Consider the following 23,438-nt stretch of genomic DNA (forward strand, 5'->3'; position numbering starts at 1 on the left):
GCGCGAATGCGGCGGCCGGCGGCGCGGCGGAGGCGGACGCCGGGGCTCCGACGGGCGCCGACGCGTCGTCCGGTCGTGCCGCGGCGGCGCCGGGAGACGCCGCGACGCCTACCGGCGAGCCGGATCAGCGCTGAGACCCCGGCCTTGGCCGTCTTCACCCAACCCGGCTCCGGCGCCCGGTTCGACTGGGGCCTGACCGGGGCGGCGGAACTCGGCCGGGTCTGCGCGGCCCTGGTGGTGGTGGACGTGCTCTCGTTCACCACCGCCGTGGACGTGGCGGTCGGGCGCGGCATGCGGGTGCACCCGTTCCCGTGGGGCGAGCAGGCCGCCGAGTACGCCCGCCGGGTCGGCGCCGTCGCGGCGGTCGGCCGCCGGCAGGTGACCCCGGACCATCCGTGGTCGCTCTCGCCGGCCGCGTTGCGGGCCGCGCCGGTCGTGGCCGACCTGGTGCTGCCCTCGCCGAACGGCTCGGCGATCAGCGCCGCCGCCAGTGCCGCCGGGATGCCGGTGGTCGCGGCCTGCCTGCGCAACGCGCCCGCCGTCGGGCGCTGGCTCCGGGCCCAGGGGTACGGCTCGGTCGACGCCCCGGTGGGCGTGGTGGCCGCCGGCGAGCGGTGGCCGGACGGCTCGCTGCGACCCAGCGTGGAGGACCAGTTGGGGGCGGCCAGCGTGCTGGACGCCCTGGCTGACGTACCGGGTGGGCTGTCGGTGGAGGCGGCGATGGCGCTGGCCGCCCTGGCCAGCACCCCCGACGTGCCGGCGGCGGTCCGTGGCTGCGTGTCCGGCCGGGAACTGGTCGAGGGCGGCTTCGCCGCCGACGTGGAGATCGCCGCGCAGGTCGGCGTCTCGAACGTGGTGCCGGTGCTGCGGCACGGCTACTTCGCCGCCGGCTGACTTCGGGTCCACCCGATCACCGCGCCGGTCGGCGCTCCGGCGACCGGCCCGGTCGGCATGCCGTGGCCGGGATGCGCAGTCGCCGCCCGGGATGTGCAGTGGCCGCCCGGGATGTGCAGTGGCCGCCCGGGATGTGCAGCGGCCGCTCGGGATGTGCAGTGGCCGCCCGGGATGCGCAGTGGCCGCCCGGAGCGATCCGGGCGGCCACTGTCGGTCGGTCGGGGACTCGGCCCCGGCGGTCAGTCGTCCAGCCAGTCCAGGCGGCGGCCGCTCCGGTCCTGCGGGGCGTCCGGCCGGGTGCGCCCGGCCTGGGCCTGGTCGCCGTAGTAGCCGGCCTGGTCGTAGCCGGGGTCGTCGTAGCCGCCGGTGCGCTGCTGCGGCGGCGGCTCCTGGCCGTACCCGCCCTGCTGGCCGTAGGCGTCGCCGCCGTAGCCGGCCCGCTGGTCGTAGCCGTCGTAGCCGGGCTGGCCGCCGTCGTAGCCGCCCTGGGGTGCGCTGTCGTAGCCGCCGGCGGGCCGGTTGTCGTAACCGCCCTGCGGCCCGTTGCCGTAGCCACCCGGGGAACCGCTGTCGTAGGGCGCGCCGGCGTCGTAGCCGCCCTGAGCGCCGTAGCCGCCACCCGTGCCGTAGCCGCCCTGTTCCCCGCCGAGGCCGTGGCGGCCCTGGTCCGGCTGGCCGTAGGCCGGCGCCGGGTCCGGCTGGCCGTAGCCGGGCGCCGGGTCGGGCTGGTAGGTGCTGGTCGGGTACGGGTCGGCCGGCGGGGTGTACTGGGTGCCGTCGCCGGTGTAGCGGCCGGTCGGCTCGTCGTACCGCTCGCCGCCGTAGCCGCCGCCCTGCGCGGGCGGGTAGCCGCCGGCCCCGGCGCCGTAGTCCCGGCTGCCGTAGCCGCCACCAGAGGACGGCGCGTTGCCGTAGCCGCCGCCGGAGGAGGGGGCGTTGCCGTAGCCAGCACCCTGCGGGCCGCTGCCGTAGCCACTGCCGGAGGAGGGGGCGTTGCCGTAGCCGGCACCCTGCGGGCCGCTGCCGTAGCCACTGCCGGAGGAGGGCGCGTTGCCGTAGCCGCTGCCCGAGGAGGGCGCGTTGCCGTAGCCGTTGTTGCCGTAGCCCTGGCCGGGCCCCTCGTCGCCGTAGCCGCCGCCGGCCCAGCCGGCACCCTGGCCGCCGCCGTAGGCGGGGGCGGGCGGGGCGCCGTACGGGTCCGGCGGTACGTCGTCCACGACCGGGCGGTGCATCATCGTCGGCGCGTCGCTGAGCGAGCTGCTGCCGATCATGGTGGGGGCCGCCCCGGCGCCCATCCCGTTGACCACCCGGGTCTGGTCGTCGGCACCCCGGTAACCGCCGCGCGCGGGGGGCACGCCACCGGCCGCCGCGCCGACACCGGCCGGGCCGTCCCCGTCGGCGTCGTCGTTCTTGCGTCGCACGTAGAGCAGCACGATGGTGCCGACGCCCACCGCGACGAACAGGCCACCGAGCAGGATCAGCAGCCAGGAGCTCATGCCGCCGGAGTCCTCGCTGGCGGTGGGCTGCTGGGCGGCGGGAGCCTCGCTGGCCGGCTCCTCGGACGCCTCCTCGGTCGCCTCCTCGCTCGGCAGGGCCTCCTCGCTCGCCGACGGGGTGGGGCTCGGGGTGGCCTTGACCTCGATCGCCAGGCCGATCCGTACGCCGGTCACTGACTGGCCGGCGGCGGCGTCGATCGACTTGACCTCGTTCTTGTTGTCCTTGCTGGCCCCCAGGTCGAGCCGGCCGGGGGCGATCGGGTTCGAGGTCGAGCCGGAGAAGCGGAAGTTCCCGCTACCGTCGGAGGTGGTCCGGTACTGCCTGTTCTGGCTGTCCCGGAGCATCACGAGCGCGCCGGAGACCGGCTCGCTGTTCGCCGAGGCGACGACCTTGCCGGAGACGGACTTGACGGTCTGCGGCTGCTGCGGCGGGGCGGGAGCACCCTTGACGGTCATGTCGCGAGCGTCGCTGGCCTGGTCGCCGCCGGACTTGGCAGAGACCCGCACCTGGCCGGACTTGGTCTCGCCCGTGCCGAGATTGTCGGCGACCAGGGTGACCGTGATCGACGCGCTCTCGTTGGGTGCGATGAGACGGGCCGGCACGTTGCAGTCGCCGCGGCACGACAGCCCATTGAACGTGTCGACGTTGATGCTGAAGGCGGTCGGCGAGTCGTTCTTGTTCGTCACGGAGAATGACATCGGTGTCGACTGACCGCTTTGCAGCGTGCCGGTCGACAGACTGGTGATCGAGACGCTCGGGTCGGTCGCCGATGCGGGTGTGGCGGGGACGGTGAGCAGCGCGCCGAACACCAGCGCCACGATCACACCGGCCCGCTGCTGCCAGGCACGTCGGTGTGTTGACACGTCCACCGCCTTCCGGGTCTGATCGTCCCGCTGGCCGGTCGGCCGGGCCGGGTTGATCACTCACGGTACGAATACGCCGTCGGCAACTATGCCTTGTCTGACCGGATCATCTCTACCCAGGGCCGGCGTCGAACGGGCCGCCGTGGGGTCGTATCGTCCCGTCGTGTCCTCTCCGCACACTAATTCCGCCGCGGTCGCGGCAGCGTTGTCGGCGCTGGATGAGGGGCGTACGCCCGAACGGCCGGTGTTCCGGGAGGCGGTCCGTACCCTCTTGGCCGTCCTCGCGGAGCGCGCCCCCGGCCGATCGGTGGAGGTGCGGGTTCCACCCTACGGTGCGGTGCAGTGCGTGGCGGGGCCGCGACACACCCGGGGAACGCCACCGAACGTGGTGGAAACGGACCCGATGACCTGGCTGGAGCTGGCCACCGGCCGGCTCGGCTGGGCGGAGGCGGTCACCGAGGGTCGCGTACGGGTCAGCGGGGTCCGGGCCGACCTCTCCGCACACCTTCCGCTCCAGCAGCCCCAACCGTGATCACAAGAGGTCACCCAGCGCAAGCGAATCGTGACTGTCGGTGTCGACGCTGATTCGCGTACACTGTCAGGCGACGACGGTCCCGGCCGACCACGCGGAGCTTGACCCCCGACCTCCGCAGGCCAGTCCCAATCAGCATGAGGGAGCGGCACGTGCCCCGAGGCGATGGCCGGCTGAGCCACGACCTTGACCCCCAACGACCCGGCCCACAGGACGCCTGCGGCGTCTTCGGCGTCTGGGCGCCGGGCGAGGAGGTCGCGAACCTCACCTACTTCGGGCTGTACGCCCTCCAGCACCGCGGCCAGGAGGCCGCCGGCATCGCGGTGAGCGACGGTTCGGGCGTGGTGGTCTACAAGGACCTCGGGCTGGTCGCCCAGGTCTTCGACGAGCCGACCCTGGCGAGCCTGCGCGGGCACCTCGCCATCGGCCACGCCCGCTACTCGACGACCGGCGGTTCGACCTGGGAGAACGCGCAGCCGACGATCCGCGCGACCAGTGCCGGCACGACCATCGCGCTGGCCCACAACGGCAACCTGGTCAACACCGCCGAGCTGCAGCGGGAGGTGGTTGAGCGGGGGATCGACCCGGACGGGTCGAGCAACGACACCTCGCTGGTGACCATGCTGCTGGCGAGCCGGCCCGATCTCTCCGTCGAGGCGGCCGCGCTGGAGGTCCTGCCCCAACTGCGCGGCGCGTTCAGCTTCGTCTTCATGGACGAGTCGACCCTCTACGCCGCCCGCGACCCGCACGGCGTGCGGCCGCTGGTGCTCGGCCGGCTGGAGCGCGGCTGGGTGGTCGCCAGCGAGACCCCCGCGCTGGACATCGTCGGCGCGAGCGTGGTCCGCGAGGTGGAGCCGGGCGAGCTGATCGCCATCGACGAGGACGGGCTGCGGTCCAGCCGGTTCGCCGCGCCGGAGCCGAAGGGCTGCCTCTTCGAGTACGTCTACATCGCCCGGCCGGACGCCACCATCGCCGGCCGTAACGTGCACGCGGCCCGGGTGCAGATCGGCCGCCAGCTAGCCAAGGAGCACCCGGTCGACGCCGACCTGGTGATCCCGGTGCCGGAGTCCGGCACGCCGGCCGCCATCGGCTACGCCGAGGAGTCCGGCATCACCTACGGCCAGGGCCTGATGAAGAACCCGTACGTCGGGCGGACCTTCATCCAGCCGTCCCAGACGCTGCGCCAGCTCGGCGTCCGGCTCAAGCTCAACCCGCTGCGGGAGAACATCCGGGGCAAGCGGGTCGTGGTGGTGGACGACTCGATCGTGCGCGGCAACACCCAGCGGGCCATCGTGCGGATGCTGCGCGAGGCCGGGGCGCTGGAGGTGCACGTCCGGATCTCCTCGCCGCCGGTCAACTGGCCCTGCTTCTACGGCATCGACTTCGCCACCCGGGCGGAGCTGCTCGCCAATGGGCTGGACAACGACGGCATCCGGCGGTCGATCGGTGCCGACACGCTGGGCTACGTCTCGCTGGCCGGGCTGATCGCCGCGACCGAGCAGCCGAAGACCCGGCTCTGCCGGGCGTGTTTCGATGGGGAGTACCCGATCGAGCTGCCGGCCGGGAACCTGATCGGCAAGCACATCCTCGAAGCTGTGGGTCGCCGGGTCACCGCCGAGGCGGCCCAGCGCACCGGCACCAACGCCCTACCCGACCTGAACCCGTCGGTAGCCGCTCCGGGCGGCGCGACCCACCGCCCGTAGCACCACCCGACGCGGGTCCGGCACAACCGCGGGCCCGCGAGAACCACAAAGGGGAGAACCGTGACGCACGTGTCCGAGCGCAGCGGCGCAGGAACCAGCCCGACGGGCGCCGGCGGCGACCGCCAGCTCTGGACGGCCGGCACCAGCCGTACGACGCGCAAACGCTCGGTCTCGTACGCCGACGCCGGGGTGTCGATCGAGGCGGGCGACCGCGCGGTCGAGCTGCTCAAGTCCAAGGTCAAGCAGACCCGGCGCCCCGAGGTGATGGGTGACCTGGGCGGCTTCGCCGGCCTGTTCCGGCTGGACACCACGAAATACCAGAACCCGATCCTGGCCTCCTCCACCGACGGGGTGGGCACCAAGCTGGTGATCGCCCAGCAGCTCGACATCCACGACACGGTCGGCATCGACCTGGTCGCGATGGTGGTGGACGACCTGGTCGCCTGCGGCGCCGAGCCGCTCTTCCTGCTCGACTACATCGCCACCGGCGAGGTCGTGCCGGACAAGGTCGCCGAGATCGGCGCCGGCATCGCCGACGGTTGCCGGTACGCCGGCTGCGCGCTGCTCGGCGGCGAGACCGCCGAGCACCCGGGCGTGCTGCGCCCCGACGAGTACGACATCTCCGCCACCGGCGTCGGCGTGGTGGAGGAGAGCGAGATCCTCAGCTCGGAGCGGGTGGAGGTGGGCGACGTCGTCATCGCGATGCGCTCGTCCGGCCTGCACTCCAACGGCTACTCGCTGGTCCGGCACGTGCTGCTGGGCGCGGGCCGGATGCGGCTGGACGTGGTGATCGACGACTTCGGCCGGCAGCGCACCCTCGGCGAGGAGCTGCTCACCCCGACCAAGATCTACGCGCAGGACTGCCTCAAGCTGATCGCCGAGGCCGAGGTGCGGGCGCTGGCCCACGTCACCGGCGGCGGCATTCCCGGCAACCTGGTCCGGGTCCTGCCGGAGCACGTCGACGCGGTGGTCAACCGTTCCACCTGGAAGCCGCAGCCGGTCTTCGACCTGATCCAGTCCAAGGGGCGGATCGAGGACCCGGAGATGGAGGCGACGTTCAACATGGGCGTCGGCATGTTCGCGATCGTCTCCGCCGAGGACGCCGACCGGGCGCTGGCCACTCTGACCGGGCGTGGCGTGGACGCCTGGCAGGCCGGCGAGATCATCGAAGGGTCCGGCAACGTGCAGATGATCGGGCAGCACACCCGCGGATGATCACGCTCCGGTGATCGGCCAAGCACCTGATCGGGGGTTCACCCGAGTGGCCAGTGCCGCCTAGCCTGAAGGGTCTGAGGCTAGGCGGGGGAGGGTTGATGGCTGCTCGTGGAACGCATCACGGGATGCGGGGCATTGCCGCCGTCCCCTCGTACGTGGTGATGCAGCCGACGACGCTGTGCAACCTCGACTGCGCCTACTGCTACCTGCCGATGCGGGCCGTGGACCGGCGGATGCCGGTGGCGGTCGCCGAGGCGGTGGCGGCGTCGGTGAACCCGTGGGCGGCCGCGGGGCGGTTCTCGGTGGTCTGGCACGGTGGCGAGCCGCTCGCGGCCGGGCGGGAGCACCTGGCCGCCCTGCTCGCCCCGTTCGCGCCCGAGGTGGAGCACCACGTCCAGACCAACGCCACCCTGGTCGACGACGCCTGGTGCGCGTTCTTCGCCGAGCACGGGGTGCGGGTCAGCGTGAGCGTGGACGGGCCCCGGGAGCGCAACGCGGAGCGGGTGACCCGGGGCGGCCGGCCGGCGTACGACCGGATCGTGGCCGGCGTGGTGGCGCTGCGCCGGCACGGGTTGCCCTTCTCGGCCCTGGCGGTGGTCTCCCGCCCGGAGCCGGGCCTGGCCACCGAGTTGTACGACTACTTCCTCGACCTCGGCTGCGACGTGCTGGGGGTCAACATCGAGGAGACCGAGGGAGTCAACACCCGGAGCAACGCCCGGGACGCGGCGGCGGTGACCGGGTTCTGGGCGGAGTTGGTCGCCGCCTGGCGGCGGGATCCCCGGATCCACCTGCGCGAGGTCGAGTGGTCGTTGCGGTACGCGGGGGCGGTGCTGGCCGGCACGGCGGACGGGTTGCTGCCCCGCCAGCTGGACCCGATCCCGACCGTCGCCCAGGACGGCTCGGTGGTGGTGCTCTCCCCGGAGCTGGCCGGCTTCTCCGATCCCCGGTACGGCGACTTCAGCAGCGGCAACGTGCTGACCGCCCCGCTGGCGGAGATCCTGGCCGGCGCCGGCGGCACGCCCTGGGTGGGCGAGTTCCTCACCGGTGTGGAGGCGTGCCGGTCGTCCTGCCCCTACTTCGGCTTCTGCGGCGGGGGCCACGCGGCCAACCGCTTCTTCGAGCTGGGGCGTTTTGACGGTACGGAGACCGAGCACTGCCGCAACAGCAAGATCCGCCTATTGGAGGGAGTGTTGGAGCATGCCCGAGACCATGGGTCACCGGCAGCCTGAGCGCGCCGGGGAAGCCGGCCCGGATCCGGTCGCCGACCGGGTGCGGGACGCCGCGGTGGGGTTGACCGCACTGCTCCACGAGGCTGAGGCCGCGCGGCTGCTACGGGCGGAGGTGTCGGGCGGCGACGGGGCCAGCGCGGTGTGCGCGTGGAACCACTTCGAGAACATCCCGACGTTCTACAACTGGAACAACCGACCCCGCTGACGGTCGGTGCCCGCGATCAGGGATCTGCCGCTCGTCCGGAATGCTGCTCCGGGGTGGCAGGTCCCTGATCGTCGGCACTGCGCTGCTTCTGCCGGCACATGCGTGAGCACGCGGGGAGTCACCGCGTGCTCAAGATGCGACCGGAGGTGTCAGCGGGCCGGGCGCGCCCAGGTGTCCGGGTCGTCGTCCGCGTGATCCTCATCATCGTCGTCGACATACTCTTTGTAGTCGTCGTCGAAGTTGTGCTCAGACTTACCAGCACCCGCCAACTCGCGCTGCAAGGCGGTGAGGTCGGTGTTCGGGGAGTGGTACTTCAACTCCCGGGCCACCTTCGTCTGCTTGGCCTTAGCACGGCCGCGCCCCATGGCTCGACCCCCTCGCACAGAATGCGGGGCAGCCCGAAGGCGGGCCCCGATGACGTCAGGCATCTCTCGTGGCTCTTACGGTACATGGGGATGCCACCGTTCGGCACCTCGGGTTACCGCCGGCCGGCCCTGCGCGTCGCAGTTGCCCGGCCGTCACAAATTGTACCCGGTAAGGGGTGACGCTGGGACCGGGCGTGACAGCGGACAAACCGGTACGAAAAGTCCCATTTGCCAGCTTAACCCGGCGCTCCGGCCGGCACGCGCCGGGGGCGGAGTCACGGCTCCGCCCCCGGGGGTGACGTTCAGCTCAGGCGGATGGTGCGGAGCCGGCCGACATCGGCCATCCGGCGCTCGGCGAGCCGGTCCGCGGCCACCGCCGGCGGGACGCCCTCGTCGTCGGCGAGCCGCAGGATCTCCCGGGTGGTGTCGTAGATCCGGGTGGCCCGCAGCTTGGCGCGCTCGAAGTTGAAGCCCTCGATCTCGTCGGCGACCTGGATCACGCCACCGGCGTTCACCACGTAGTCCGGGGCGTAGAGGATGCCCCGGTCGGCGAGGACCTTCTCGATGCCCGGGTGGGCGAGCTGGTTGTTCGCCGCGCCGGCGACCACCTTGGCCCGCAGCACCGGCACCGTGTCGTCGTTGAGGGCGCCGCCCAGCGCGCACGGGGCGTACACGTCGATGTCGGCCGCGACCAGGGCCGCGACGTCGTCCACCAGCTCGACCTGCGGGTGGGTGGCGCGCACCCAGTCGAGCGCCTTCGGGTTGACGTCGGTCGCCACCACCTCGGCGCCGTCGGAGACCAGGTGACCGGTGAGGTACTTGCCGACCTTGCCCAGGCCGGCCACGCCGACCCGGCGGCCGGCCAGCGTCGGGTCGCCCCAGACGTGCTCGGCGGCGGCCCGCATGCCCTGGAAGACGCCCCAGGCGGTCAGGATCGAGGAGTCACCGGCACCGCCGTGCTCCACGCTGCGGCCGGTGACGTAGCGGGTCTCCCGGGCGATCACGTCCATGTCGGCGACGTAGGTGCCGACGTCGCAGGCGGTGTAGTAGCGCCCGCCCAGGGACTCCACGAAGCGGCCGTACGCGCGCAGCAGCGGCTCGCTCTTGATCTGCTCCGGGTCACCCCAGATGACCGCCTTGCCGCCACCCAGGTCGAGGCCGGCCAGGGCGTTCTTGTAGGCCATGCCCCGGGAGAGGTCGAGCACGTCGGCGAGCGCCTCGGCCTCGCTGGCGTACGGGTAGAACCGGGTGCCGCCGAGCGCGGGGCCCAGCGCGGTCGAGTAGATCCCGATGATCGCCTTCAGGCCGGACTGCTTGTCCTGGCAGAAGACCACCTGTTCGTGACCCGTGGCTCCCGGGTCGTCGGTGCTCGCGAATACGCCCATGACTGCTCCTGTGTCGGTGTGCGCCCTTGTGGGGCGCGGCCCTGTGACGCCGGCGGGATGCTGCCGGTGCTGTTGAGCCTAATATCGGCCGCAGCCGTACTGTCGCGCACGTCACGCAGCCCCGTCGCGGCGGCGGCGTACGGGTCCCGTCTCGTGGGAGGATCGCGCCGTGCCGTCGCTCTTCGCTAGTTACCTGCGCGTGTACGAGCCGCTGACCGCCTTCGATCGGGAACGCCAGTCGTTCTGGCGCCGGTACGTCAACGAGGGACGCGCGATCGCCCCGCTGGAAGGCCCGGTCCGGCAGCGGACCGCGGTGATCGAGGCGCTCGGCGCGGGCTGGACCCGGTTGCCGGATCTGCCCGACGAGGCGTACGTGCTGGAGACCGACGACACGCTGCTGGTCTGCCCGTGGAACCTGCGGGTCCGGGTGGCTGAGGCGGCGCTGAGCGCCCGGGACGGGGTGCCCTCGGTGCTGGCCGACGCGTTCGTCCCGCCGATCCTGGCCGGGCAGGCCAAGGCGGTGGTGGAGGACTGGCGCAGCGGGGCCCGGGTGCTGGAGCACGGGGTGCCCCGGGTGCACGAGCAGATCGCCACCTGGGGGGTGCCGCTGCGCTGGTTCGTGCTCTTCGACGCGCAGGAGCGGCATCTGGTGACCGAGCCGGGCCGGCGCGCGTTGCGCTACCGCACGGAGATCTCCAAGGCGCGGCGCCGGTCCTCCCGGGCGCTGTCGGTGCTGCGCAAGTCGGTCGGCGAGGCGCCGATCACGGAGGCGGTCGAGGAGGCCGCCCGCTGGCTGGAGGAGTTCCACCCGCGCTCGGTGGTCGAGCTGGACTACGGCGGCCTGGTGCAGCTACTGCCGGACGAGACGCTCTCCGCCGACGACTCGACCGAGCTGGTCGCCACCGGGCTGGCCGGGCTCTCCCGGGGCGAGGCGGAGGAGGCCTCCGCGGCGTACGACAAGCTGGTCGCCCGGTGGCGCGCGGTGCAGCTGCTGGAGCGCTGCAACTAGCCCGTTTTGCCCCCGGATCGCCCGCAGAGTATGAGACTGTCTCGTAGTTGACGCATCACCACGCGCGATCATGAGTCCGAATAAGGTAGTTTCTGCGACATAAAAGTAGTAAAAATCGGGCATGGTTCATCCGTCCGTCTAGGGACCTTCAGCCGTTCGGCCCATGTCGGACATCGGGGACTAGCCGGACCATGGGAGACGCGTCGGCCGGCGGGACCCCGGCCGATGTCTATAACTGTGGAGGAGTGACCCCGATGGCATCGCGAACGCACGAACCAGAGCCGCTACTCACACCGGCCGAGGTCGCGTCGATGTTCCGTGTCGACCCGAAGACGGTGACCCGGTGGGCCAAGGCTGGCAAGCTCAGCGCCATCCGGACCCTGGGCGGCCACCGCCGTTACCGCGAGTCGGAGGTCCGGGCCCTGCTGCAGGGGCAGATTCCCCAGCAGCGTCAGGGGGACTGAGACCCAGGCGTTCCGATCAGGGGCGGCCGGACGTACGCGCAAGCGTCGATCCCGCCGCCCTTCGTCGTGTCCGGGGCAGGTGCACCCGTCCAGCACGATCCTTCACTCGTCGAGCACGATCCGCAGCCCCACCGTGCCGCTCTCGCCCCGGCGCAGCCGGCTGCCCAGCAGGCTCAACCGGCCGATCATCCGGTACTTCTGCTTCAACAGCCCGCGGATCCGGCGCGTCCCCGCCACGTCGGAGACCGCCGCGTGCCCCGGCACCGGCTCACCGTGTGGCCGCCCACGCACATCGCACGGGGCCACCGTCACCCGGCCGTCCCGCCGGATCCGCTTCACCTTGCCGGAGTCGGACACCGTCCACACCGCCAACGCGTTGCCGTCACGCACCGCCCAGACCGGCGTCGGCACCGCCCGACCGTCCTTCCGGAAGGTCGTCAGCAGCACGTACTTCTCCGCCGCCAGGCGGTCCAGGTCTGTCACGCCGCTCAGGATACGACCGTGACGCGCCGGACGAGGACGGATAGCGTGATCGCCGTGAGCGCGAGGAGTGAGCCGGGTCTGCGAGCCCCGCAGTCGCGAGCCGAGATGGCGCCGTGACCAGCGCGATCGGGGAACCCACGATCGGCGACGTGTTCGGCGAGATGATCCGGGACGCGTACGCCGTCGCCACCGGCGTCGGGCCCCGGCCGCTGGCCGGCGGACGGCTGCCCCGGCCGGTCATCGAGATCATCGAGCGGGACGACGGCCTGGTCAACGGCGCACCCTCCGGGCACTACCTGGATCCGCCCGAGCACTGGCAACCGCACGACCACCGGGCCGTCGCCCGGGTCCACGGTGAGGTGCTGGACATCGGCGTCGGCGCCGGCCGGATCGCGCTGCACCTCCAGGAGCAGGGGGTGCCGGTCACCGGGCTGGACATCTCGGCCGGCGCGCTGCGGGTCAGCCGGCACCGGGGCGTACGCGACCTGGTGTACGGCACGGTCGACGAACACGCCGCGGGCGACCGCCGGTACGACACGTTCCTGCTGCTCGGCAACAACCTCGGGCTGCTGGAGGGGCGGGAGCGGGCACCGGCGTTCCTGGCCGCGCTCGCCGCCCTGGCCCGCCCCGGCGCGCAGGTGATCGCGCACGGCACCGACCCGTACGGCACCACGGATCCGGTGCACACCGGCTACCACGAGCGCAACCGGCGACGGGGCCGGCTGGGCGGTCAGCTGCGGCTGCGGCTGCGCTACCGGCTGCTCGGCACCGAGTGGTTCGACTACCTGGTCTGCTCGGTCGACGAGCTGGCCGAGCTGGTCCACGGCACCCCGTGGCGACTGGCCGACGTGGACGAGCACGACCGCCCCTACTACCTCGCCACGCTCAGCCTGCGGCGTTAGGCGGGGCCCCGCTCATCGGGTACGCGACGAGCGGGGCCCCGCCGGGCACTCAGACCTGGACGGTGGGGGTGGTCTGCTCCGGCGGCAGGCCGCCGTCGCCGTCGACCACCTCGTCCGGGGTGCCGTCCTCGTCGATGTCGACCATGGTGATGTCCACCTTGCCGTCACCGTCGGTGTCGAACTGGAACAGGTCGGCCTTGCCGTCGCCGTCGGTGTCCACCACCCACACGTCGGTCCGCCCGTCGTTGTTGGTGTCCGCGCGCAGCAGGTCCACCCGTTCGTCGCCGCGGGTCTCCACGGTCTCCGTGCGCTCCGCGCTCTCCGGTGCCTGGCTCATCTCGGTCCTTCCTTCGACGTTGGAGGCCGTCGTACCCGATCCGGCGCGCCCCCACGCATGCCGCCCGGGCCGGCCCTGCATAGGGTCGCACCCAGGAACGAGGAAGCGGCCGGCCCGGTGCGGCGGAGACCCCGCGCGCCGCCGCCGCGACGAGGGGACGTCATGAGTGGTCGTTTTGTGGTGGTCGGGGCCGGCACCATGGGCCTCGGCATCGCGTACGTGGCCGCCGGCGCCGGGTACGCCGTCGAGCTGGTCGAGGTGGACCCGGAGCGCGGCGCGGCCGCCGTACGGCGGCTCGGCGAGCTGTGGGACCGCGGGGTCCAGCGCGGCAAGCTGACCGCCGAGGCGGCGACGGCGAGCCGGGAGCGGGTCACCCTGCGGGCCGGCCTCACCGAGGTCGCCGACGGGCCCGACGTCATCGTGGAGGCGGTCCCCGAGCGGCTCGACCTCAAGCGTGCCGTGCTCGGGGAGGCCGAGGCGCGTCGGCCCGCCCTGCTCGGCAGCAACACCTCCAGCATCCCGATCGCCGCGCTGGCCGAGGGACTGGACCGGCCGGCCGACTTCCTGGGCCTGCACTTCTTCAACCCGGTCTGGACGATGGCGCTGCTCGAGATCGTGGTCGGCCCGGCCACCGCGCCGCGGACCACCGAGGCGGCCGTCGCGCTCGCCGGCCGGCTGGGCAAGGACCCCGTCGTGGTACGCGACCTGCCCGGCTTCGCCACCTCCCGGCTCGGGGTCACCCTCGGCCTGGAGGCGATCCGGATGGTCGCCGACGGGGTGGCCAGCCCGGCCGACATCGACAAGGCCATGGTGCTCGGCTACCGGCACCCGGTCGGCCCGCTGGAGCTGACCGACCTGGTCGGGCTGGACGTCCGCCTCGACATCGCCCGCACCCTGCAGGCCGCGTACGGGGACCGGTTCGCGCCGCCGCCGCTGCTGGTCGAGATGGTGGCCGCCGGCCGGCTGGGCAAGAAGTCCGGGCAGGGCTTCTACACCTGGGAAGGCGGAGTAAAGCATTGAGTGGGCTGCGGATCGAGGAGCTGCCGGACCGGCTGGTGGTCACCCTGGACCGGCCGGAGAAGCGCAACGCCATCGACGCCGACCTGATCGGCGAGCTGCACGAGGTCTGCGCCGAGCTGGAGGCGCGGCCGCGGCTGCTGCTGCTGACCGGCGGCACGGACGGCATCTTCGCCGGCGGGGCGGACATCGGCCAGCTCCGCGAGCGGGGCCGGCTGGACGCGCTGGCCGCCATCAACCAGGCCGCCTTCGCCCGGATCCGGGCGCTGCCGATGCCGACCGTGGCGGCCGTGGACGGCCCGGCGCTGGGCGGCGGCGCCGAACTGGCGTACGCCTGCGACCTGCGGGTGTGCACGGGCCGTGCGGTGTTCGGCCAGCCCGAGGTGCGGCTGGGCATCCTGGCCGGCGCGGGCGCGACCTACCGGCTCCCGGCGCTGATCGGCGAGGCCCGGGCCAAGGAGCTGCTCTTCACCGGCCGGCGGGTGGACGCCGACGAGGCGCTGCGGATCGGGCTGGTCAACCGGGTGGTGGCCGAACCGGCGGAGCTGCTGCCCACCGCGCACGGCCTGCTCGACGAGATCGCCAAGGGCTCCGCCCTGGCGGTCCGGCTGACCAAGCTGGCCGTGGACTCCCCGGCCGCCGCCCACCCCCAGCTCGACCTGCTCAGCCAGGCGGTGCTCTTCGAGGACGAGGAGAAGCAGCGGCGGATGACCGAGTTCCTGGAGCGGCGCCGCAGCCGCTGAGCCACCGGACAGCACGAGGGCCGCACCGGCGAACCGGTGCGGCCCTCGTCGTCGCTCAGTGCCGGAGCGGTACCCCGGCGTCGGCCAGCGCGGTGATCACCTTCGCGGACTCGCCGAAGCCGATGACCAGCACGGCGTCCGCGCCGTACGCCTTGATCTCGCGGGCGCCGGTGGAGAAGTCCACCGGCGGTGCCGACGCGCCCTCCGGCGGCACGTACGACAGCAGCTTGACCCGGTCCGCGCCCATGCCGGCCCGCTCCAGCTCGGCGCGGACGTTCTCCTGGAGGCCCTCGCCGTAGGAGTCCTTGCGCGCCACGATGGCGATCTTGTGCGGCCCGTCGCGCATTATCACGTCGGCCAGGGCGCGGCCCTGGAGGCTGTCCGGCGGTGCGGTACGGAAGTAGAGGCCCTTGTCGTCCACCGTGGTCAGGCCGGCGTCGGTGTTCGACGGGGAGAAGAGGATCCGCTTCGCCGCCACCACGTCCGGCAGCACGGCCCGCGAGATGCCGGACGCGGCCGCACCGATGATGACGTGCACCCCGCTGGCGATGTGCGAGGCGACCATCGCCTTGGCCACCTTCGGGTCGGTGCCGTCGTCGCCGTCGATCCAGGTGACCGGCTCGCCGAGCACGCCGCCGGCCGCGTTGATCTCCCGCAGCGCGAGCGCCACCCCGGCCGCGATCGGCGGGTACGCCAGCGCCAGGTCACCGGTCTTCGGCAGCAGCCCGCCGAGCACCAGCGGGGACCCGTCGCCCTTGTACGACTTGCCGCCGCGCTGCTTCTTCCCCGGCGGCGGGGCCTTGGTGCTCGCCCCCGACTCGTCGCCGGCGCCGACGAACTCGGTCTTGCCGTCGTTGAGCTTCTGGTCGTCGAAGTGCAGGGTGGCGTAGCTGGCGGTGGCCGGCTCGCCGGCGTCGGTGAACCCGGCCCGGTCCAGCGACACCCCCCGGTACTCGATGTCGCGCCCCTCCCGGGCCAGCTGGAGGCAGGCCGCCGGCTCCTCGCAGCGCTCGCCACCGTTCGTCACGCCGACGATCTGCTTGGCGATCTCGGTCGGCTCGGTGGTGCCGGCGAGCTGAGCGGCGAGCGAACTGATCACCACCGCGTCGTACGACTCGGCGGAGTAGAGGTAGTCCCGCAGCTTCGGGTCTACCGTGCGTAGCCGTTCCTTGAAGCTCTCCGGCAACTGCGTGAGGGGCGTGGTGCCCTTCATGCCGTTCAGAAGGTCCGCGCGGTCCTTCAGCTCGTCGGCGTACGAGTTCTGCATGTTGCCGTCGGTGCCGTAGAGGCGCACCTGGGTGGTGGTGGCTGCCTCTTCGGGCTGGTCGCTCCCGCAGGCGCTGGTAGCGAGCAGGAGCGCCGCGCAAGCCGTGGACAAGGCCGCGCGCGACGCGCGTGATACGGGCATGGTCGTCCTTCCTCCGGCGAAGGTCCGTTGGGCACGATAGCGTGCCGGCGCTGGACACGGGACCGTGGAGGTGGCTCCGTCGGCACCCCGACTCCCGTTATTACGCAGCGTGACGGTCGGCCCGTTTCGGGGTCACCGCTTGACCCTTCGTCCTACAGTTCGCCAGGTGACCGACGAAGCACAGCAGACGCTGGACGATGCGACCGCCGTGCTCCGCTGGGCGCTGGCCGGTGACGGCGACGGGGTGGTGGGCACCTTTGACGCCGTGGTGGACCGCTCCGGTCTGGCCGGCGCGTACGGGGTGGCCTGGTGCCTGGCCGCCACCATGGTCGGCGACGACGCGCCGGCCGGCGGCGCCGCCCTCGACTTCCCGGGTATCGACCAGGCTGACTACGACACCCGCTGGGTGGCCCGCTTCGTCAGCGCGTACGCCAACGACGACATCGACACCGGGGAAGCCCTGTTCGGGGCCGCGGTGGCCGACGGCCAGCTCCCCGACTGCCTGCTCACCCTCGCCGGTTCGACGGTCGCGACGTTGCGCAGCCGGACGGGCTGACCGCGCGCCGCTGCGGGGCTGTGATAGCTCTGGTGCATGTCCGAGGCGATGCTGAGCAAGGTCCGCAAGCTGCTCGCCCAGGCCGAGGACCCGGCCTGCACGCCCGCCGAGGCGGCGGCGTTCATGGCCAAGGCGACCGAGCTGATCGCCCGCTACGGCGTCGACCGGGCGCTGCTGGCCGCCCGGGCACCCGCCACCGACCCGGTCGGCGACCGGGTGGTCGAGGTGGTCGCCCCGTACGCCCGGGACAAGGCCGGCCTGCTCGCGGCCGTCGCCGAACCGCTGCGCTGCCGCTGCGTGCGGCGCCGCGCGGGGTCCGGCTTCGCCCTGCACCTGTTCGGCTTCGCCAGTGACCTGGAACGGGTCGAGCTGCTCTTCACGTCGCTGCTGGTGCAGGCCGCGCACGGGCTGGCCGGCGCGGCCGTGCCGGCCGACGAACACCCGGCCGCGTTCCGGCGTACCTGGCTGGCCGGCTTCGCGCACGTGGTCGCCGAGCGGCTGCGGGCGGCCGAGGCCGGTGCGGTCGCCGACTCGGTGGCGCCCTCGGTGGCGCTGGTGCTCGCCGACCGCTCGGACCGGGTGCAGCGCCGGCTGGCCGAGGTCTACCCGCGACTGCGGACCGCGCCGCGCCGCCGGCTCGCGGGCAGCGGCTTCACCCCGGGCGCGGCGGCCGGACGCCGCGCCAACCTGGGCGGTACGGGCGTGACCGGCGCGGCCGGCATGCCGGGCATCGGCCGCTGACCGGGCGGCGTCACCTGGCGGCGCGGGTGACCGTGGCGAGGTAGCGGCTGAGCAGCTCCTGCCAGCCGGCGGTGAGCGCCTCGCGGTAGCCCTCGGCCGCCTCGCCGTGCCGGTCGAAGTTGCGGTGCTCGACCTCGACCCAGGTCAGCTCCGGCGCCTCGGGCTGGAAGAGCACCTCCACCTCGCTGGCCCGCGCCGGGTCCGGCACCGGCACCCGGTCCGGACCGATCTGCCAGGTGAAGACCAGCCGGCGGGGCGGGTCCCAGGTGAGCACCCGGCCCCAGTCGCTGCGGAAGCCGTACGGGCCGATCTCGTAGAACATGCCGCCGGCCCGCGGCTCGACGCCGAGCTCGGCCAGCGCGTCCGGTCCCGACCAGGTGTATTCGGGCACCCACCAGTCGGTCAGCGACCCGGTGAAGACGGCGAACGCGGTTTCGGCCGAGGCGGGGACGAGGAGGCTGCTCCGTAGGGTGAACCGGTCGAATTCCTGACGAACCTCATCCGGGTCGGCCATCTCCTGTCCCATAGGCCCGGACCATACCGGCTGATGCCCCGGTGTGCAGCTTCGCGCGCGCCCGGTTTGGACAACCGGCTCCTGTTTTTCCGACAGCCCGTCGGGAGGTGTGCCGGGCCGGCCCGGTTTTCGGCGGGCCCGGTGGGCCGGTTTCCAACGGGTCCGCCGGGGGCAGCTCCGGCGGACCGGTCCACGGACGATCCTCGGGCGGGGACGGATGCGCCGGCCGAAACCGGGTAACCGCGGCTGATCCGGCCCGGACGGACGGGCCAGCGGGGAGCGGGGAGCATGAGCGAGAGCGCAGCCACCGAGCGGGGACCGGACCCGACGAGTGAGCGCCCGGGGCACCGGCCCGAGGGCGCGCCGGAGCCGGACGTCCTGCTGGACATCCCCGAGGTGAGGGTCGACGAGATCCGGCTCGCGGTCGACGGGCTCGACGCCGACCTGTCGCTGCGCGCCCGGCTGGCCAACCTGGTGCAGCTCGACGCGGGCGTCCGGGTGCACCTGGAGGGCGTGGAGCTGGACGTCACCGGCGTGAGCGCCGAGGCGCTGCTCAAGGTACGGCTGGAGAAACTGGTCCAGATCCTCGACCGGGCGCTCACCACCATCGACCGGAACCCGCAGGTCATCGAGGCGCTCGCGCGGTCGGCGGGGGTCTCCCTCGACGACGTGAACCGGGAGGCCCGCAAGCTCGCCGGCGTGGGCGCGCCCGTGGTCGACCAGCGCGGCGAGCAGGTCGGCATGGTGGGCGCGGTGGCCGACCGGGCGCTCCGCGGCGACACCGCGGAACCGGCGTCGGCGGAGTTGACCGGGGCTCGGCCACCCGAACCGCCGACGGGTAACGCCGAGCGGACAGCACCGGGTGCCGGCGGCGGGCCGACGCCGGCCGGTGAGACGGTGGGCGGCGCGGCCGTGGGCGGCCCGGCCGTGGCCGGCCCTCGCAGCGGCGGGTCGGTCGGCGGCCCGCCCGGTGGCCCGTCGGGTGGTGGCCCGCCCGGTGGTGGCCCGTCCGGCGGTGGCTCGTCCGGTGGCCCCTCGGGCGGCGGCGCGGGGAAGCCTGCGGCGGGTGGTGCCGGCGGGGAGCACGAAGCCGGCGGTGGCGGCGCGGGGAAGCCCGCGGCGGGTGGTGCCGGCGGCGGGGAGGGCCGGCCGGAGGCTGGTTCCGGTGGCGCGAAGCCGGGATCCGAGGGTGCCGGTGGGGGGCGGCCGCCGGCGGGTGCGGGGCAGGCACCGGGGGCGCAGCAGCCGTCCGAGGGTGGTCGGCCCAGCGGCCCGAGCGCGGCCCAGCTCGCCGGGCAGGCCGGGGAGACGCTGCGGCAGGCGGGCCGGAGTGTGTGGGAGGCGATCCAGGGCGGCATGGGCCAGAACCGCCAGCAGCGACCCAAGCGCTGAGCGACGTCCGGCCGGCGCTCGTCACCCAGGTTGTGCCGGCGGGCGCGAGGCGGACCGCGATCACCTCACCGCCGCTTCCCGGCGGGGGCCTATGGTGGGCGGATGTCCGAGCAGTGGTCATTGACCGTCGACTGCGCGCGCCCGCGCGAACTGGCCGAGTTCTGGTGCCTCGCGTTGGGATACGTCCCGGCCGCTCCGCCGGCAGGGTTCGCCACCTGGGAGGAATGGCAGATCCACTGCAAGGTTCCCGAGGACGAGTGGGACGACGGCGCCTTCATCGAGGACCCGGACGGCGTCCGGCCCGGTGTCTCGTTCCTGAAGGTGCCGGAGCCGAAGGTGGTCAAGAACCGGATGCACTTCGACCTCCACGTCGGCGGTGGCCGGCAGGAGCCGTCCGGCGTGCGCTGGCCGCGGATCCAGGCGGTGGTCGACAAGCTGGTCGCGGCGGGCGGGGCCGTGCTCCGGGTGGACGAGCCGGACGGTACGCCCGACCACGTGACGATGGCCGACCCGGAGGGCAACGAGTTCGACGTCCTGTAGTCCGTGCGGGCGCTCAGCGCACGAGTTCAGCCGGCGCCGCGAGGTCCGCGCTGTCGTAGAGCCCGGCGATGGCGCCCTCATCGTCGGCGGCGCACACGGCTGCGATCGCCTCCATTGTGCTCGTGACGGTGGGGCGGAGCCGACGGCTCCGCCCCACCGTCAGCGGGGAATCAGCGGGTCACTCCCACCAGAACTGCTCGGTGGAGACCAACTGTCCGGGGATCACCTGCCCGTCGGCGGACAACTCGGTGTACGCCCAGTACTCCAGGTTCTCCGCCAGCGCAGCGTTCGGCCGGAGCTTGTACGAGGCGGTCGTGCCCCGCTCCACCCGGGCCGGCAGCTCCAGCGTGGCGGGGGCGTACCGGCCGTCGCGGCCGAGGACCACGTGGCCGAGCCGGTAGTCGACGACCGGGCCGCCGGAGGCCTGCGCGAAGACGTACGCCGTGTAGGTGCCGGCTTCCGGCATGAAGACCCAGGCCCGCTCACTGCTGTGCCAGCTGGCGGCGCTCCGGTACACGAGCTTGTCGCCCTTGTACAGCCAGAGGTCCAGGTTGGTGTTCGGGTCGTCGGTGGCGGTTTCCACCACGATCCCGGCGCTGCCCGCCGGCACAGTGAAGGTGTGCGTTCGCACGCCGAGCGCCTCCGGGTCGAAGACCCCGCCGTTGACCCCGGCCGGCATCGAGTACGAGTCCCAGCGGATGGGGGCGTAGCCGGTCGACCGCCCGGAGACCTTGCCGGTGAAGCCCGGCTGCATCGACCCGAAGGCGCCGGTGGTGAGCCGGTTGAAGTCCTCCAGGTTGTCGTCGTACAGCCGGGGGGAGATGCCCCACGGGCGGGCGGCGACCGGAACCTTCACCTGGTGGGCGGCGCTGCGCCAGGTGATCGCGCCGGTGACGTAGCGGTCCCACGGCGCGCTGCCGCGGCGCAGTGTGATGGTGACCGTGGCGGTCGTGCCCGGCGGCACCGTGACCACCTTCGGCGTCACGTTGATCTCCATGCCGGGCAGCCCGGTGACCGAGGCCTGGTACGTCTCCTTCTTGCCGCCCACGTTGGTCAGCTTGCGGGTCAGCGTCACCGACCTGGTGCCGTCGTACTCGCGCAACGAGATCGACGGCAGGTTCAGCTCCCGGCCGTCCGGCTGCGCCGCCGAGGCGAACGCGACCAGGTCCGCGGCGGCCGGTTCGAGGACCAGCCCCGGGTCGTCGGCCCGGTCCAGGGCCAGCAGACCGCTGCCCTGGGTCAGCGGGTTGTCGGTGCCCACGGTGTCGACGGCGGTGGTCCGCAGCGCCGAGGCGATCGCGCCGGGCGACCAGTCGGGGTGCTTCGCCCGCAGGATCGCGGCCGCGCCGGCCACGTGCGGGGTCGCCATCGAGGTGCCCGAGTACGCGTCGTAGTACCGGCCGAAGTTTCCGGGCGGGGAGACGGCCGCGATGATGTCGCTGCCGGGCGCGACCAGGTCGGGCTTCATGAGCCCGTTGTGCGTCTTGTCCGGCCCGGTGGACGAGTAGTCGGCGACGCTCGGCACGCCGGCGGGGACGCTGGAGCCGTCACCGCCGGAGGTGACCACCGCGGTGCCGTCGGTCGGGTGGCGCATCAGGTAGTTGAAGATCTTGCCGGCCTGTTCCTTGCTGTTCAGGTAGAGCACCGGGAAGTCGAAGATCGAGTTGACCCGGAAGTTGCCCACGGGGTCGAAGAGGACGAGCGCCGTGGCGCCCTTGCCCCTGGCCTCCGCCACCGCCGCGTACGGGTCGTCGAGGGCGCAGGCGACGACCTTGTCCTTCACCTTCGCCGGGTCCAGGCCGTAGCAGTACGCCGAGCCGTCGTCCAGGTTGCCGGCCTGCTCGCCGAAGACCAGCGGGCGGGGCCGGCCACCGGGGAGGACGTCCAGCGAGGCACCGGCGATCCTGGTGCCGTTGCCGAGCTGGAGGGTCCCCTCGTTCACGTTGGTCACCGCCGCGCCGACCGTGGTCACCCACGGCTGGGCGTTGCTGATCGCGCCGCTGAAGCCGTCGTTGCCGGCGGCCGCCGAGACGAAGACCCCGGCCAGCGTGGCGTTGAGGAAGGCGGTACCGATCGGGGTGTTGGGGTCCCAGTCACCCAACTGCTTCCCGATCGAGTAGTTGAGCACCTGCACGCCGTCGGCCACCGCCGCGTCGATGCCGGCGATGATGTCGGCGTCGTACCCCGCGCCGCCCCAGAGGACCTTGTAGACGGCGATCTGCGCGTCGGGCGCCACGCCGGAGACCGAATCGAAGTCCCGACCCGAGATGGTGACGTGCTCGACCGGCAGTCCGGCCGCGGTCGACGCGGTGTGCGTACCGTGCCCGACCATGTCGCGGGCGGAGAGCACCTCGCCGTCCGGCAGCCCGCCGGTGGCCGCGAGGTACGTGTCGGCGAAGTACCGGGCACCGACGATCTTGCCGTTGCAGTGTTCGGCGACGAACATGACGCCGGTCTGGCAGGTGCCGTGCCAACCGGGCGGGGCCGGCATGGTCCGGGCGAACGACGGGCTGTCCGGCCAGATGCCGCTGTCCAGGACGCCGATCACGATCCCGGCGCCGGTGTCCTTGCCCGGCTTCGCCCCGGCCGGCTGCTGCGCGGGGGCCGTCCCGGCGCCGGTAGCCGCTCCGGTCACCGGCGCGCCGGTGGTCGCCTCAGCGGTCGGAGCGCCGGTGGTCGGGGCGGTGGTGGTCGGCGCGGTGGGCGTCGGGTCGGCCGTGCCCGGCGCGGCCTGGTTGATGCTGTACGCCCGGGACTCGACGACCGAACGGACCCGCTTCTCCCGCTTCAACGCGTCGACCTGAGCGGGCGTCAGCGTCGCCGAGAACCCGTCGAAGGCGGTGGTGTAAACCTGGTCGACCTTGACGTGGGCGGCCTCGGTCACCGCGCTGCGCCGGGCGCCCAGGTGCTCCCGGTACGCCTTCGCCGCCGCCGAGTGCGGCGCCAGCCGTCCGCCGTCCGCCGGCCGGGTCCGGGCCAGCCCCGGGATCTCGCCGGTGTACGCCGCGACCGGCTCGTCGGCCAGTTCGACGACGTACCGGGCCGGACCGGAGGGTGCCTTGCGCTGCGGGTCGGACTTTCCGGTCCGGCCCCCGCCGCCGGTCAGGTCCAGCCGATCGCGGTTCCTGGCCGGTCCGAAGTCGAGACCGCTGTCCGCCACCCGGCCCGCACCCGTCGACGCCGCCGACGCCGTGCCCGCGGTGGCGACCGTGCCGGCGCCGGCCAGGGTGAGTACCAGCAGGGGTATCGCCAGTCTCCTCCGGCGCCGGGTTCTCCTCGTGCTCGTAGTCACGAGACTCCTTCCACTCCTGCCCGGGAGCGCTCCCAGGCCACGGGGCACTCCTCGATCCGGAGGAGATGCCGACGCCACCCGACCGGTCCGGTCCACCACCATCGGCGGGCTGCGATCAGTCGTCGGCAACCTGGATGACGTTCACCGAAACG

23 protein-coding genes are annotated in these 23,438 nt (G+C 73.2%); 15 read left to right on the forward strand and 8 right to left on the reverse strand.

Features of this window, described 5'->3' with window-relative positions; translation table 11 throughout:
* Window positions 1-144: 144 nt before the first annotated feature.
* Window positions 145-894 carry a 2-phosphosulfolactate phosphatase gene (locus AB0I11_RS00995; protein WP_357308592.1) on the forward strand — a complete coding sequence of 250 codons (750 nt, stop codon included), beginning with the start codon at window positions 145-147 and terminating at the stop codon, window positions 892-894.
* Between the two features lie 239 nt (window positions 895-1,133).
* On the opposite strand, the gene AB0I11_RS01000 is transcribed toward AB0I11_RS00995, so the two are convergent.
* Complete coding sequence (locus AB0I11_RS01000) at window positions 1,134-3,254, reverse strand: carboxypeptidase-like regulatory domain-containing protein (protein WP_357308595.1); 2,121 nt, start codon at window positions 3,252-3,254, stop codon at window positions 1,134-1,136.
* A 163-nt stretch (window positions 3,255-3,417) separates the two neighbouring features.
* Between AB0I11_RS01000 and AB0I11_RS01005 the strand changes: the two genes are divergently transcribed.
* The 5 genes from AB0I11_RS01005 to amcA all read left to right on the forward strand — a co-directional run bounded on the left by AB0I11_RS01005 (window position 3,418) and on the right by amcA (window position 8,138).
* Window positions 3,418-3,786: a sterol carrier family protein gene (locus tag AB0I11_RS01005; protein WP_357308598.1), complete on the forward strand. Its 369-nt coding sequence runs from the start codon at window positions 3,418-3,420 to the stop codon at window positions 3,784-3,786.
* A 152-nt stretch (window positions 3,787-3,938) separates the two neighbouring features.
* Window positions 3,939-5,489, forward strand: a complete 1,551-nt coding sequence (purF, locus tag AB0I11_RS01010) for an amidophosphoribosyltransferase (RefSeq protein WP_357308601.1) — start codon at window positions 3,939-3,941, stop codon at window positions 5,487-5,489.
* A gap of 60 nt (window positions 5,490-5,549) precedes the next feature.
* Complete coding sequence (gene purM / locus AB0I11_RS01015) at window positions 5,550-6,704, forward strand: phosphoribosylformylglycinamidine cyclo-ligase (protein ID WP_357308604.1); 1,155 nt, start codon at window positions 5,550-5,552, stop codon at window positions 6,702-6,704.
* Between the two features lie 125 nt (window positions 6,705-6,829).
* Window positions 6,830-7,933, forward strand: coding sequence for a cyclophane-forming radical SAM peptide maturase AmcB (gene amcB / locus AB0I11_RS01020; RefSeq protein ID WP_357310065.1), 1,104 nt, complete (start codon window positions 6,830-6,832; stop codon window positions 7,931-7,933).
* Complete coding sequence (amcA, locus tag AB0I11_RS01025) at window positions 7,902-8,138, forward strand: multiple cyclophane-containing RiPP AmcA (RefSeq protein ID WP_357308607.1); 237 nt, start codon at window positions 7,902-7,904, stop codon at window positions 8,136-8,138. Before amcB ends, amcA begins: the two co-directional genes overlap by 32 nt.
* A gap of 149 nt (window positions 8,139-8,287) precedes the next feature.
* On the opposite strand, the gene AB0I11_RS01030 is transcribed toward amcA, so the two are convergent.
* Both AB0I11_RS01030 and AB0I11_RS01035 read right to left on the reverse strand, forming a co-directional pair.
* Window positions 8,288-8,503 (reverse strand): DUF3073 domain-containing protein, encoded by a 216-nt coding sequence (locus AB0I11_RS01030; protein ID WP_046567332.1) that lies wholly within the window; start codon window positions 8,501-8,503, stop codon window positions 8,288-8,290.
* Window positions 8,504-8,805: 302 nt separating this feature from the next.
* Window positions 8,806-9,888, reverse strand: a complete 1,083-nt coding sequence (locus AB0I11_RS01035; RefSeq protein WP_357308611.1) for a Glu/Leu/Phe/Val dehydrogenase dimerization domain-containing protein — start codon at window positions 9,886-9,888, stop codon at window positions 8,806-8,808.
* Between the two features lie 169 nt (window positions 9,889-10,057).
* Here AB0I11_RS01035 and AB0I11_RS01040 point away from each other — a divergent pair, with 169 nt between their 5' ends.
* Together AB0I11_RS01040 and AB0I11_RS01045 are read left to right on the forward strand one after the other, a co-directional pair.
* Window positions 10,058-10,897 (forward strand): hypothetical protein, encoded by an 840-nt coding sequence (locus AB0I11_RS01040; RefSeq protein ID WP_357308614.1) that lies wholly within the window; start codon window positions 10,058-10,060, stop codon window positions 10,895-10,897.
* 254 nt (window positions 10,898-11,151) lie between these two features.
* Window positions 11,152-11,361 (forward strand): BldC family transcriptional regulator, encoded by a 210-nt coding sequence (locus AB0I11_RS01045; protein ID WP_007073996.1) that lies wholly within the window; start codon window positions 11,152-11,154, stop codon window positions 11,359-11,361.
* Window positions 11,362-11,463: 102 nt separating this feature from the next.
* Here the strand turns inward: AB0I11_RS01045 and AB0I11_RS01050 are convergent, their stop codons facing one another.
* Window positions 11,464-11,844 carry a PPOX class F420-dependent oxidoreductase gene (locus AB0I11_RS01050; RefSeq protein WP_357308617.1) on the reverse strand — a complete coding sequence of 127 codons (381 nt, stop codon included), beginning with the start codon at window positions 11,842-11,844 and terminating at the stop codon, window positions 11,464-11,466.
* A 161-nt stretch (window positions 11,845-12,005) separates the two neighbouring features.
* Between AB0I11_RS01050 and AB0I11_RS01055 the strand changes: the two genes are divergently transcribed.
* A complete protein-coding gene (locus AB0I11_RS01055) occupies window positions 12,006-12,746 on the forward strand; it encodes a class I SAM-dependent methyltransferase (RefSeq protein ID WP_357310076.1) in 741 nt (246 codons plus the stop codon).
* 49 nt (window positions 12,747-12,795) lie between these two features.
* Here AB0I11_RS01055 and AB0I11_RS01060 read toward each other — a convergent pair whose 3' ends face one another.
* Complete coding sequence (locus tag AB0I11_RS01060) at window positions 12,796-13,083, reverse strand: hypothetical protein (RefSeq protein ID WP_357308620.1); 288 nt, start codon at window positions 13,081-13,083, stop codon at window positions 12,796-12,798.
* 162 nt (window positions 13,084-13,245) lie between these two features.
* Between AB0I11_RS01060 and AB0I11_RS01065 the strand changes: the two genes are divergently transcribed.
* On the forward strand, window positions 13,246-14,103 hold the full coding sequence (locus AB0I11_RS01065) for a 3-hydroxyacyl-CoA dehydrogenase family protein (RefSeq protein ID WP_357308623.1): 858 nt from the start codon (window positions 13,246-13,248) through the stop codon (window positions 14,101-14,103).
* A complete protein-coding gene (locus AB0I11_RS01070; RefSeq protein WP_357308626.1) occupies window positions 14,100-14,843 on the forward strand; it encodes an enoyl-CoA hydratase/isomerase family protein in 744 nt (247 codons plus the stop codon). The genes AB0I11_RS01065 and AB0I11_RS01070 overlap by 4 nt, the downstream gene beginning before the upstream one ends.
* Window positions 14,844-14,898: 55 nt before the next feature.
* On the opposite strand, the gene AB0I11_RS01075 is transcribed toward AB0I11_RS01070, so the two are convergent.
* Entirely contained in the window at window positions 14,899-16,251 is a 1,353-nt protein-coding gene (locus AB0I11_RS01075) for an ABC transporter substrate-binding protein (RefSeq protein WP_357308629.1), read from the reverse strand.
* A gap of 166 nt (window positions 16,252-16,417) precedes the next feature.
* Between AB0I11_RS01075 and AB0I11_RS01080 the strand changes: the two genes are divergently transcribed.
* A complete protein-coding gene (locus AB0I11_RS01080; RefSeq protein ID WP_046567346.1) occupies window positions 16,418-16,807 on the forward strand; it encodes a hypothetical protein in 390 nt (129 codons plus the stop codon).
* A 36-nt stretch (window positions 16,808-16,843) separates the two neighbouring features.
* Window positions 16,844-17,548 carry a DUF2786 domain-containing protein gene (locus AB0I11_RS01085; RefSeq protein ID WP_357308632.1) on the forward strand — a complete coding sequence of 235 codons (705 nt, stop codon included), beginning with the start codon at window positions 16,844-16,846 and terminating at the stop codon, window positions 17,546-17,548.
* Window positions 17,549-17,558: 10 nt separating this feature from the next.
* On the opposite strand, the gene AB0I11_RS01090 is transcribed toward AB0I11_RS01085, so the two are convergent.
* On the reverse strand, window positions 17,559-18,074 hold the full coding sequence (locus AB0I11_RS01090) for an SRPBCC family protein (RefSeq protein ID WP_357308635.1): 516 nt from the start codon (window positions 18,072-18,074) through the stop codon (window positions 17,559-17,561).
* A gap of 276 nt (window positions 18,075-18,350) precedes the next feature.
* Here AB0I11_RS01090 and AB0I11_RS01095 point away from each other — a divergent pair, with 276 nt between their 5' ends.
* Together AB0I11_RS01095 and AB0I11_RS01100 are read left to right on the forward strand one after the other, a co-directional pair.
* Entirely contained in the window at window positions 18,351-19,454 is a 1,104-nt protein-coding gene (locus AB0I11_RS01095) for a hypothetical protein (protein ID WP_357308638.1), read from the forward strand.
* Window positions 19,455-19,556: 102 nt separating this feature from the next.
* Window positions 19,557-19,994: a VOC family protein gene (locus AB0I11_RS01100; protein WP_357308641.1), complete on the forward strand. Its 438-nt coding sequence runs from the start codon at window positions 19,557-19,559 to the stop codon at window positions 19,992-19,994.
* Between the two features lie 178 nt (window positions 19,995-20,172).
* Here AB0I11_RS01100 and AB0I11_RS01105 read toward each other — a convergent pair whose 3' ends face one another.
* The gene (locus tag AB0I11_RS01105; protein ID WP_357308644.1) at window positions 20,173-23,286 is read right to left on the reverse strand and encodes a S8 family serine peptidase; all 3,114 of its coding nucleotides are present in this window, start codon (window positions 23,284-23,286) and stop codon (window positions 20,173-20,175) included.
* Between the last annotated feature and the right edge of the window lie 152 nt (window positions 23,287-23,438).

It is taken from the genome of Micromonospora sp. NPDC050495 (assembly GCF_040655175.1).
Lineage (GTDB): Bacteria > Actinomycetota > Actinomycetes > Mycobacteriales > Micromonosporaceae > Micromonospora.